An 11,649-nucleotide genomic window follows, 5' to 3' on the forward strand; every position below is an offset into this window, starting at 1 on the left:
TCTGCGTAATATGATCCATATCAAATTTAGGTCAATGATCGTTTGTTACTATCATTACGTGCTAAAATTAATTAAGGATAAAGAGAGTGTTAGTATGAAAACTGACAACCCTTTTAATTTATTTCCACCTGCTGTAATGGCACAAATCGCTGATGATAGTGGTGTATATAAAGTTAATAAACATCCCGCAGTGACTTATTTATCGGCAATCATGGCAGGTGTGTTTATTTCCATTGCTTTTGTCTTTTATATTACAGCTACCACAGGAACATCTTCCATTCCTTATGGATTAGCAAAATTAACTGGCGGGATTTGCTTTTCTCTTGGTTTAATGCTGGTGGTTATATTTGGTGCCGATCTTTTCACCTCCACAGTATTGACTATAGTTTCAAAAGCCACAGGCCGTATTACCTGGTCACAAATGCTCAAAAATTGGATTAACGTTTATATCGGTAATCTGATTGGCGCACTATTTTTTGTCATTTTAATGTGGCAATCAGGCCAATATGCAGTCGCTAATGGTTTCTGGGGGCTGAACGTATTACAGACTGCCGATCATAAAATGCACCACACCTTTATTGAAGCACTATGTTTAGGTATTTTGGCCAATCTGATGGTATGCCTTGCGGTCTGGATGAGCTATGCCGGGCGCAGCCTGATCGATAAATTGTTTGCTTTGATCCTGCCAGTTGCCATGTTTGTCGCCAGTGGCTTTGAACACAGTATTGCCAATATGTTTTTAATTCCGTTCGGGATCATTATCAAAAATTTTGCCCCAACTGAATTCTGGGCAAAAGTGGGAGCCACTCCCGAACAATTTCCTCAACTCACTGTTTCACACTTTATTACTGATAATCTTATCCCTGTAACGATAGGTAATATTATTGGCGGTGCGATATTGGTTGGGTTGATTTATTGGTTCATGTATTTACGGGGCGGCCAAAAATATTAATTCGCCTCCACGTCAGGTCTCTTAAAAGTTCCACTGTTAAAAGGTAGAAATATCATGTCCGAGTTAAATGAAAAATTCTCTGTAGCATGGCAAGGCTTTAACGAGGGTAGCTGGCAAAATGAAGTTAACGTTCGTGACTTCATCCAGCAGAACTATGCTCCGTATGAAGGTGATGAAACATTCCTTGCAGGCGCCACAAAAGCGACTGATATTTTGTGGGAAAAAGTCATGGAAGGTATCAAAATCGAAAACCGTACTCATGCGCCGGTTGATTTTGACACTGATGTTGCGTCTACGATTATTTCTCATGATGCGGGTTATATTGCCAAAGACCTAGAACAAATCGTAGGCCTGCAAACCGAAGCGCCACTGAAACGTGCCATTATTCCATTTGGTGGAATCAAAATGGTTGAGAGTTCCTGTAAAGCTTACAACCGTGAACTAGACCCAAAACTGAAACAAATTTTTACTGACTATCGCAAAACCCACAATCAGGGAGTATTCGATGTTTATACACCTGATATCCTGAAATGCCGTAAATCCGGTGTACTAACAGGTTTGCCTGATGCCTATGGCCGTGGCCGCATCATCGGTGACTACCGCCGCGTTGCTCTGTACGGTATCGATTTCCTGCGTGATGAAAAATATGCTCAATTCACATCATTACAGGAAAAACTGGAAAACGGTGAAGATCTGGAAGCTACTATCCGTCTGCGTGAAGAAATTGCTGAACAGCACCGCGCTCTTAGTCAGATTAAAGAAATGGCAGCTAAATATGGCTGTGATATTTCCTATCCGGCGATCACAGCGAAAGAAGCCGTGCAATGGACTTACTTCGCTTATTTGGCAGCGGTTAAATCGCAAAATGGTGCAGCGATGTCTTTCGGTCGTGTGTCCAGCTTCCTGGATATCTACATCGAACGCGATCTGCAAGCAGGCAGACTGACAGAACAAGAAGCTCAAGAACTGATTGACCATCTGGTCATGAAACTGCGCATGGTTCGTTTCTTGCGTACTCCAGAATACGACGAGTTATTTTCTGGCGATCCCATCTGGGCAACAGAATCACTGGCAGGCATGAGCTTGGACGGCCGTACTCTCGTTACCAAAAACAGTTTCCGTTTCCTAAACACACTTTATACTATGGGGCCATCCCCAGAGCCTAACATGACCATCCTGTGGTCTGAAAAACTACCAATCAACTTCAAAAAATTCGCAGCGAAAGTGTCTATCGATACCTCATCCCTGCAATATGAAAACGATGATCTGATGCGCCCTGATTTCAACAGCGATGACTATGCTATCGCATGTTGTGTCAGCCCAATGATTGTTGGTAAGCAAATGCAATTCTTCGGCGCACGTGCCAATCTGGCAAAAACCATGCTGTATGCAATCAACGGCGGTGTGGATGAAAAAATGAAAATACAGGTTGGCCCGAAAGAAGAGCCAATGAGAGACGAAGTGCTGGATTATGACAAAGTCATGGCTCGCATGGATCATTTCATGGATTGGCTGGCAAAACAGTATGTCACTGCTTTAAATATCATTCACTATATGCATGACAGATACAGCTATGAAGCAGCACTGATGGCGCTGCATGACCGTGATGTTTACCGTACCATGGCATGTGGTATCGCGGGTCTTTCCGTAGCGGCCGACTCACTGTCTGCAATCAAGTATGCGAAAGTTTCTCCAATCCGTGATGAAGATGGTTTGGCAACTGATTTCAATATTGAGGGCGAATATCCACAATTCGGAAATAATGATCCGCGTGTCGATGATATCGCCTGTGATCTGGTTGAACGCTTTATGAAGAAAATTCAAAAGCTACAAACCTATCGCAACGCAGTACCAACCCAGTCTGTACTGACCATTACTTCTAACGTGGTTTATGGCAAGAAAACCGGTAACACTCCTGATGGACGTCGTGCTGGTGCACCATTCGGCCCTGGAGCTAACCCAATGCACGGGCGTGATCAAAAAGGTGCGGTTGCCTCACTGACTTCTGTTGCCAAACTGCCATTTGCCTATGCGAAAGATGGGGTTTCCTATACTTTCTCTATCGTGCCTAATGCACTGGGTAAAGACGATGAGGTACGCAAGGCGAATCTGGCTGGTCTGATGGATGGTTATTTCCATCACGAAGCGGATATTGAAGGAGGCCAGCACCTGAACGTCAACGTAATGAACCGTGAAATGCTACTAGATGCAATGGAAAATCCGGAGAAATATCCTCAATTGACTATTCGTGTATCTGGTTACGCCGTGCGGTTCAATTCGCTGACTAAAGAACAACAGCGAGATGTCATCACTCGTACATTTACCCAGACGATATGATTAAGAAAAATAGCATTGTCCAAAAGTGTCATTATTCTCTATTGAAATAAAATGACATAGACTAAAGGCCCCTTCACAATTGGGGCCTTTATTATCCTGTCAGTTTTTGGAGAAACGCTTTCATGTCTGTACTTGGTCACATCCACTCTTTTGAATCTTGCGGAACCGTTGATGGCCCAGGTATCCGTTTTATCGTGTTTTTCCAGGGCTGCCTGATGCGTTGCCTTTATTGCCATAACCGCGACACGTGGAATACCCACGGTGGTACAACAGTCACTGTTGAAGAGCTTATAAAAGAAGCGACAACTTACCGTCATTTTATGAATGCCTCTGGTGGGGGCGTTACCGCTTCTGGTGGAGAAGCCATCCTTCAGGCTGAATTTGTCCGCGACTGGTTCAGAGCCTGTCATGCAGAAAATATTCACACCTGCTTAGATACCAATGGCTTTGTTCGTCGTTATGATCTCATCATTGACGAACTGCTGGACGATACTGATCTGGTTATGTTGGATTTAAAACAGCTTGATGATGAAATTCACCAAAAATTAATCGGTGTTTCCAATCATCGCACACTCGAATTTGCCCACTATCTGGCAAAACTCAATCAAAAGACCTGGATTCGCTATGTCGTGGTTCCGGGGTGGTCAGACGATGATAAATCTATCCATATGCTTGGTGAATTTACTAAGGATATGAAGAACATTGAAAAAATTGAATTATTACCTTATCACGAACTTGGCAAACATAAATGGATTGCTATGGGAGAAGAGTATAAATTGGAAGGAGTAAAGCCTCCTTCAAAAGAAACAATGGAACGAGTAAAAGAAATCTTAGTTAGTTATGGACACCATGTCATCTATTAAGCTCCCTTCCTATTTTTTTCATTTAATATAACCTGACTAAAAATTTAATTTCAGTCAGGTTTTTCTAAAAAATCTTGGATTCACATATTAAGCGCAACACCGTAATGGACGAAGTAAATGAGTGGGTATTCCTTTAAATAACTCATTCGGTGTTTTGTCATCTCGTGTTTTACGGGGACGATTATTTAATCGGTTTGCCACAAGGTTAATCTCCCGCTCTGACACCTTATTAAAATCAGTTCCTTTTGGGAAGTAATCTCTGATTAATCCATTCGTGTTCTCATTTATCCCTCTTTCCCAGGGGGAATACGGGTGAGCAAAATAAATTTTTGTCTCTAAATTTTTACTGATCAGTTCGTGTTCGGCAAACTCGAGGCCGTTATCAAAGGTCATTGTTTTAATTTTATGTTTTATCAGTGATAAATGTCTTGTTGCCGCTTTTGCGACCCCTTCTGCTGTTTTATTTTCAAGTTTAATTATGATAGTAAATAACGATTTTCGTTCAATTAATGTCAATAATGCACTTTTATGATCTTTACCCACGAGAGTATCTCCTTCCCAATCACCAATACGCTGCTTTTTATCAACAAGTTTGGGGCGCTTATCAATACTGACTCTGTTTTTAATTTTGCCTCTGCGCTTATAACTTCCATAGCGTTTACGATACGGTTTTTTCGCAATCCTAAGATGTAGCCATAAATTATCACCATTAAGTTTATCCTTATAAATCAATCGATAAACTGTTTTATGATGCAAAGATATTATATTTTCCCTTTTGAGATAACCGACTGTTTGTTCAGGATTTAAATCTTGCTAAATTAACTGTTTGATCCACATTTCTATCTCTGGTTTCACTTTTATTGCTTTTGTAGCACACTGTCGGCGCGCTACGGCCTTAAGCTGAGTTTGTTCAGGCGTATATTTCTTTGCCTCCCGATTTCATCTCAATTCCCGGCTAATCGTTGATGGGTTTCGATTGAGTGACTTTGAAATCTCCCGTTGTGAAAAACCGGCTTCTTTCAGGCTGAAAATCTGATATCTTTCTGTTTCGGTCAGTTGTTTATAGGCCATCGCGCATTTTCCTTTGGCGAGAAAGATGCCTACTATAGCAACTGACTGCCTTTCTTAGAAATTGCACTTATTATGCGAATCCAAGTTATCTTAATACATTATCTCCTGCAGAGATGTTTTACCGTTTGGTTGCATAAATAATAGACAGAACTACCTTCATTCAAACTTTCTTTATTAATGCGACAGAACCAGCGCAGTTCCTGTTCCCAAGCGTTAGTAGGTAAGTGCATTGAACACCTCTCCCTCTTTTCAGGAAAAAATGTCAGGGGTTATCATGCCACAATGGGGCGTACGGCTGTAATACGTGGCAGTGCTAATGCGCTGATCCTGATATTATTTATTTTTTACCCATGCATTGTTTATATTCAATATCCATACATCTTGCATATAGCCAAGATTTGAAAATGGATGGCCGGCATATGTTTTGAGCCTGTATGTTGCATTGAGGATTTGGGTATGGATCATTTTGATATAAGCTTTCAGCGAAGCTAATATTAGCTAACGCAAAAGTCGATATACAAAGCAATATGATATAAGATAATCTTTTCATTTTTAAATCTCCCACATTTAATACGCTTAATTCATTAATATGTGAATACAAGAAATATTTTTTAGGGTGTGTTAACACTAAATTATGAGATAAATAAATACGATAGTTAGAAATTCCTTAAACATTAAGTCCAGTTTTTCGACGTGTGTGAAAATCCTCCTGAATCCTTTTAGTATGTGAAAAAGACGTTCGACTTCATTACGGCGTTTATAGAGCTACCTATCATAGCCCCATGAGGCATAAAGGGGAATAAATAAATCTTTATGAAAAATAAGAAACTATCCCAATGGGATTTTATGGTTCTGTCGCATTAAGCGGTCATCAGGTAAGCTCCCCTGTTTTTGAGCGAGTCCAGAGCGATGCCCCTTATCCGAAATGTAGTGGTCAAGAGATATCGGACATCTTTTTAGCCTCTTCCCAACCTCTTTCGTATTCAACCGGTGACATCCCATCCCGCCATTAAAGCGATGGGGACGTTGGTGATTGTAATAGCTACCCAGATATTAGGGAATTATCATCGCAGTTGCCTCTTCGACTCATGCTTTGGATAACCTTATTTCGCCAGAGTAACCGGTGAAACTTTTTGCTGCTGTATTGACTTCCTTGATCTGAGTGAAAAATCAGTCGGCCTTCAATATGACGCGTTTCCAGCGCATTGTTCAGTGCCCGACATACCAACTCAGCATCCGCATTCCTACCACGCGACGGGAAAATAAATCGATCACCACGGCAAGATAGCGCCAGCACTCTTTTGTGCAGATGGATGTAATATCACCGGATCACTGGATGTTCGGGCACTCCGGTGTAAAATGCTGCCGCAAAAGATGGGGAGAAGTGGCGTGTTCTTCGCCTGCCGGACGGTAACGATGAGCGCCCTGCTGACAACTTTGCAGACCGCATTCCTGCATTAACCGTCTGGCCTTCCAGCGCCCAACGGGTTGGCCTTCATTCGTGAGCCAATGGCTCAACGTGCGACTGCCTAGCCTCAGAGCGGCTTTACTACCATCACTGGCGCTACCGGAATGAGGATCTCGAAGAGAGGAGCACGTTTGGTGATAGCGAAATATGCTCAAAAAAACACCCTAAATTAAATGTACAATGTTTTCCCATATCCAAACCAATCCCTTATTTGTTTAAAAAACATACTTAGCGTACGTTTTCGTACGGTTGGGCTTCATACCCCATAAAGGGAAGGCAAAAATGTTGGCTTTAGGCGCTGCGATGTGTAAGTTAATTCATTTGTGCTATGGATTATTAAATACGCAGCAATCATATGATGAAAACTATGCTATTAGAACTTAACCATCAAGACAGTAACTTATTAGTCGAATCTGCCCTTTAAATATGTGCATAGTTTAATCATTTATAACAAAAAGAGAAATTGATATGTCAGAAACAAAAAATTATACTGACTTGGTGCGAAAGGAATTTAATTAAGTTGCTCCTATTTACTGGAATAATAATGATTATTTAAAAAAGTTAATTGAGCATAAAGATTTTTCTTTTTTATTTCTTATTCATTCTAAATTAGCTTTAAAGGGTTGGTTTTTTGATAAATTTCAGCTCAATTCAACTGTAATATTAGCAGTAACTTTAACAATAGCATGCTTCTTACAGTAAATGTGACTGTCGGTCTATTTTTCTTGGTAGTCTTTTCATTATCGTTATTTTTATATATACCCGTCGTCATTGAAGATGCTTGATTTTTCATTTGTATCAGATCATGATTGCGCCCATGAAAATTAATCTAACAGATGCCCAAAAAGACGCCCTCGAATTGATGCATGATACGACTCGCGATGGACGAGTACGTGACCGCATCAAGGCCGTGCTTTTGGCCTCAGAAGGCTGGACTGCCCAGATGATTGCTCAGGCTTTGCGGATCCATGAAAGTACGGTGAGCCGCCATCTGAAAGATTACTTCTCTGAGGAAAAACTCGCCCCTGAAAATGGGGGCTCTGAAAGCCGTTTGTCTGCCGAACAAACAACAGAATTAGTTGAGTATCTGATGGCAAATTTGATGCACACTACCGCACAAATTGTGGCCTATGTTCGGGCACGATGGCAGGTGACTTTCACTGTCGCAGGAATGACGAAATGGCTTCACCGTCAAGGTTTCAGCTACAAGAAGCCAATGGGTGCTCCGCATAAATTTGATGCGGATAAACAGCAACAGTTTATTGAAACCTACAACGCGCTGAAAGAAGAATGTGGCCAGAATGCGCCTATTTTATTTATTGATGCGGTTCACCCGACCCTGTCCACAAAATTAAGTTATGGCTGGATGAAGAGCGGGCGGAAGCACGTCAAAGTGGTTGAAACCACAGGCAGTCGTACTCGACTCAACATCATGGGTGCCCTTAATTTACAACGGATTGAAGAGACTATTGTTCGTGAATATCCGACGATTAACGCGAAAAATGTCGTCCTTTTTTTCGGCTCAATCCGGGAAACCTATCCACTTTCGCAAAAAATCCACATTATTCTGGATGGTGCGGGTTATCACCGTTCCGGAGTCGTCCAATTTTTTGCCGAGGTTTTGAATATTGAGTTGCACTACCTGCCGCCTTACAGCCCTAATCTCAACCCGATTGAGCGATTATGGAAGTATGTGAATGAGCAGGTACGAAACAATGTCTATTTTCCGGATACCAAAACATTCCGTGAAACGCTGCGCCACTTTTTTCATGTCACATTGCCAGAAAAAGCGAAAGAACTCACCACTCGGTTGACTGATAACTTCCAGATTTTAAAACCCGCATCTTCAAGTTAATTGCGTATATATCATTAATATGAAAATCCGGAGGTGAGTTATGATATCAGTGCAAAATTTTTTTCTAAAGGATAACCTTCTCTCTATTAAATCATTAAACTTAGACACTATAATGAATATTATAGATCTGGCTCAGAATTTTAAAGTATCAAAACCTGATAAAAAAATAAAAAAAAGAAATGAAGATATCCTTGTTGCTTCACTTTTTTTTCAGGCCAGTACAAGAACTCGCCTCAGTTTTGAAAGCGCAGCCAACCGTCTTGGTGCAAGAGTTATAGGTTTTGCTGATGGTGAGTCAAGCCGTTCTGGTTCAAGCTGGAATGAAAAATTTACGGATACTGCACAAATGATCAATGCGTATGCCGATATTGCCGTTATACGCCACGCCGAAGTTGAGCCTGTGCATAACTATTGTATAAAAAGTCGCCTTCCAGTTATAAATGCGGGAAATGGTGAAGGATTAAATGCAGAGCATCCAACGCAGGCTTTGCTTGATATTTTTACCATTCATCAATCTTTCCCTCTTCATAAATCATTAACTTTATTATTATGCTGCCACCCCTCTTCCCGATCAGCGCGTTCTCTTCTCTTCTGTATCGCCCTGTTTCACAATATAAAATTATTACTTTGCACTGAAGAAAATTGTAAGCTTTTTCAAGAAGACGAAGCGTACCTTCGTCAAGCGGGTGTCACCTACTAATATCTCCATAACATCAAAGAGGGGTTGTGTAGTGCGGATGTTATTTATATGGCGGGTTATAGAGAAACAGCAGATCATTTACCCAATTCCAATTTGATGCTCACTCCTGATCTACTTTCACACTTACATCCCCGCGCCATAATTATGCATCCTCTTCCTCGAGGTTATGAGCTTCCTTATGAGTTAGATAATTCAGTACATTGTGCTTATTTTTCTCAGGCTGAGAACGGAGTTTTTGTTAGAATGGCAATTCTCCAAGGTTACTTCAACGTTATTGGCGGACGGTAAGGATCCGTGCGTAAACAGGAAGGGGTTTGGTGGTAGTTGGTCAGGGTGGTTTCACAGTGGCTGCGATGGCGGATGGGTGAAACCTATATCAAAGTAAAAGGTCAGTGGAAATACCTTTACCGGGCGGTCGATACCCACGGTCAGACGATTGACTTCCTGCTGACCGCTCACCGTGATGCGGTCACCGCCCTGCATTTTTTCCAGATCCGCCCTCGTGACTATTTTGCGGATACGGGAGAAAAAAACGGCAAAGGGGCTGATAGCCCTCAGTGTCTCGGAACTGCGTAAGTTGCTGTCAGAATTGATGGAAAAAACGGGGGAGACAGTCGAACAGATTTTACATTGGTCATACTGGCGGCGGCGACACCAATACTATGCACAACAATGTCATTATCGTCACCGAGATAACCCTCTGATTACAAATAAATTACGACTGTAGCACTAGGTCAATTTCTTTAAAACCGACCGCAGAGGATGAGTGAGCAAACGCAGAAATAGATAACCATAATAGACTAACTAAAGAATAAAATTTAAGCATGAATACTCCGGAGAAACTGATCATAGTTGGATTTATTATTACTGAGCATAATCTACTCTTAAATATTATTTGTACATACAAGAGTCTGATAGACAGTTGGTATCGATACTGAAAACAGTTCAGCCAGATCGTTGAGTACTCCGCCATTCCGTGCATGCGGCATAGCTCTTTCTGTTGCTTATCCAAGAATTTTGGTTGTTTACCTCGTAGTTTTCCTTTTGCCCGGGTAATAGCCATACCTTCCCGAGTGCGCAGCCATATCAAATCCCTTTCGAACTCTGCTCCGGCAAACTGATCCCACTGCTCGCCAGTTGCCCCATATTGCAGTAAATCGCACAAGCGGCATCAATCAAAGACATCGCAATTGCCGCTCCACTGCCTTCACCAAGGCGCAAACCCAGATGAAGATAAGGTTGCAGACGCAAATGCTGTAATGCCAGCCCTGAGCCTTTTTCTGCTGACAGATGTGAAGGAATACAGTAATTCCGTGCAATAGGTGCCATCTGGCAGGCAGCCAATGCAGAAGCATAAGAAAGAAAACCATCAAGAACGACAGGAACACCTGACGCCGCGGCTCCGAGAATCACTCCCGTCATACCGACAAGGTCAAACCCGCCTACTTTTGCCAATACATCAAGCGCATCATTCTTATTCGGCTGATTGACGATAATCGACTGATGCACAACGGAGCCTTTGTGCATCAGCCACTCAATGGGCAAATTAGCCCCCTGCCCAACCACATCATGGGGATCACTGCCCGTCAGCACGCTGATGACTGCCGCGGCCGGCGTGGTATTGGCGATACCCAGCTCCCCCACACCAAATACGGACACCCCTGCGGCAATACGCTGTTGCACCAGTTGCGCACTCGCCAGCAACAAAGTTTCAGCCTGTGTATATTGCATAGCTGCCCCCTGTGCAATATTGCCACAGCCGCGAGCCAATTTCAGGGACAGTAAATTGTCAATCGGATCACCATCGATCCCAATATCCACGGGCAAGACATGGGTACCGCTGTTTTTTGCCAGTACACAGACCCCGGTTATCCCTTGCAGCATATTCCGTGCCTGTATCGCCGTGACATTCTTGGGTGAGATTGCCACACCTTCGTCATATACCCCATGATCGGCACACATGACGATGATTTCTTTTTGCAGATTGCGAAGATCCAGTATCCCCGGCATGCCTGAAAGCTGGATCGCCAGTGCTTCAAGACGCCCCAAACTGCCCAGCGGTTTGACCAGGCTGTCAATGTGCTGCGTCGCGGTTTCTATTTTCGCCTGATTCAGCGGCTGGATTGCATCAAGTAAAGATTGAAGAGTCATGTGTATCATCCTGGCTATTCTTCAGGCCGATATTCTGCCCGTCCATTGAAGACACGCAATGTGATTATCGACGACGCTATAAGCACCTTGCTGAAAGGGAAAAGACCACATGGCTTCTGTCGGCATTTTGCCAGTCAGACAACCAACGTGCCCCCGTCCCCGTCAGTGACAGATCCGTACTGCCGCAAAAAACGTTGTTAATATTGGCTTCCGTTTGCCCGTGTCGAACGAGAAAAAGCCGCATTGGATGAT

9 protein-coding genes and 6 pseudogenes are annotated in these 11,649 nt (G+C 42.7%); 8 read left to right on the top strand and 7 right to left on the bottom strand.

Translation table 11 applies throughout. From position 1 onward, the window contains the following. The first annotated feature begins 94 nt into the window (after positions 1-94). The 3 genes from focA (at position 95) to pflA (ending at position 4,152) form a co-directional block, all read left to right on the top strand. Complete coding sequence (gene focA / locus XBJ1_RS03535; RefSeq protein ID WP_012987394.1) at positions 95-952, top strand: formate transporter FocA; 858 nt, start codon at positions 95-97, stop codon at positions 950-952. Positions 953-1,006: 54 nt separating this feature from the next. After that, complete coding sequence (pflB, locus tag XBJ1_RS03540; protein ID WP_012987395.1) at positions 1,007-3,289, top strand: formate C-acetyltransferase; 2,283 nt, start codon at positions 1,007-1,009, stop codon at positions 3,287-3,289. Positions 3,290-3,411: 122 nt separating this feature from the next. Then, a complete protein-coding gene (gene pflA / locus XBJ1_RS03545) occupies positions 3,412-4,152 on the top strand; it encodes a pyruvate formate lyase 1-activating protein (RefSeq protein ID WP_012987396.1) in 741 nt (246 codons plus the stop codon). An 87-nt stretch (positions 4,153-4,239) separates the two neighbouring features. Here the strand turns inward: pflA and XBJ1_RS03550 are convergent. From XBJ1_RS03550 to XBJ1_RS21215, 4 genes and pseudogenes are all read right to left on the bottom strand, one after another. After that, a pseudogene (locus XBJ1_RS03550) lies at positions 4,240-5,223 on the bottom strand (IS30 family transposase). A 627-nt stretch (positions 5,224-5,850) separates the two neighbouring features. After that, positions 5,851-6,006, bottom strand: a pseudogene (locus XBJ1_RS22280) (transposase); the annotation flags it as partial. Between the two features lie 259 nt (positions 6,007-6,265). Next, positions 6,266-6,520: a DDE-type integrase/transposase/recombinase gene (locus XBJ1_RS22890; RefSeq protein ID WP_158304280.1), complete on the bottom strand. Its 255-nt coding sequence runs from the start codon at positions 6,518-6,520 to the stop codon at positions 6,266-6,268. A 32-nt stretch (positions 6,521-6,552) separates the two neighbouring features. Beyond that, positions 6,553-6,846, bottom strand: coding sequence for an IS3 family transposase (locus tag XBJ1_RS21215; protein WP_071822437.1), 294 nt, complete (start codon positions 6,844-6,846; stop codon positions 6,553-6,555). Between the two features lie 112 nt (positions 6,847-6,958). Here XBJ1_RS21215 and XBJ1_RS22895 point away from each other — a divergent pair. The 5 genes and pseudogenes from XBJ1_RS22895 to XBJ1_RS21235 form a co-directional block, all read left to right on the top strand. Beyond that, positions 6,959-7,075: pseudogene (locus XBJ1_RS22895) on the top strand (IS110 family transposase); the annotation flags it as partial. Positions 7,076-7,508: 433 nt separating this feature from the next. Next, on the top strand, positions 7,509-8,546 hold the full coding sequence (locus XBJ1_RS03555) for an IS630 family transposase (RefSeq protein ID WP_041573280.1): 1,038 nt from the start codon (positions 7,509-7,511) through the stop codon (positions 8,544-8,546). Positions 8,547-8,586: 40 nt separating this feature from the next. Next, positions 8,587-9,246 carry a hypothetical protein gene (locus XBJ1_RS22140; RefSeq protein ID WP_143827621.1) on the top strand — a complete coding sequence of 220 codons (660 nt, stop codon included), beginning with the start codon at positions 8,587-8,589 and terminating at the stop codon, positions 9,244-9,246. 12 nt (positions 9,247-9,258) lie between these two features. Further along, positions 9,259-9,534, top strand: a complete 276-nt coding sequence (locus XBJ1_RS22900; RefSeq protein WP_419184842.1) for a hypothetical protein — start codon at positions 9,259-9,261, stop codon at positions 9,532-9,534. A gap of 63 nt (positions 9,535-9,597) precedes the next feature. Further along, positions 9,598-9,738 (top strand): annotated as a pseudogene (locus XBJ1_RS21235) (DDE-type integrase/transposase/recombinase); the annotation flags it as partial. A gap of 392 nt (positions 9,739-10,130) precedes the next feature. Here XBJ1_RS21235 and XBJ1_RS22285 read toward each other — a convergent pair. From XBJ1_RS22285 to XBJ1_RS22295, 3 genes and pseudogenes are all read right to left on the bottom strand, one after another. Continuing rightward, a pseudogene (locus tag XBJ1_RS22285) lies at positions 10,131-10,354 on the bottom strand (recombinase family protein); the annotation flags it as partial. Next, on the bottom strand, positions 10,333-11,397 hold the full coding sequence (cobT, locus tag XBJ1_RS03575) for a nicotinate-nucleotide--dimethylbenzimidazole phosphoribosyltransferase (protein WP_012987404.1): 1,065 nt from the start codon (positions 11,395-11,397) through the stop codon (positions 10,333-10,335). The gene cobT and the pseudogene XBJ1_RS22285, both read right to left, overlap by 22 nt. Positions 11,398-11,515: 118 nt before the next feature. Beyond that, positions 11,516-11,641: pseudogene (locus tag XBJ1_RS22295) on the bottom strand (histidine phosphatase family protein); the annotation flags it as partial. Between the last annotated feature and the right edge of the window lie 8 nt (positions 11,642-11,649).

It is taken from the genome of Xenorhabdus bovienii SS-2004 (genome assembly GCF_000027225.1).
Taxonomy (GTDB): Bacteria; Pseudomonadota; Gammaproteobacteria; order Enterobacterales; family Enterobacteriaceae; genus Xenorhabdus; species Xenorhabdus bovienii_C.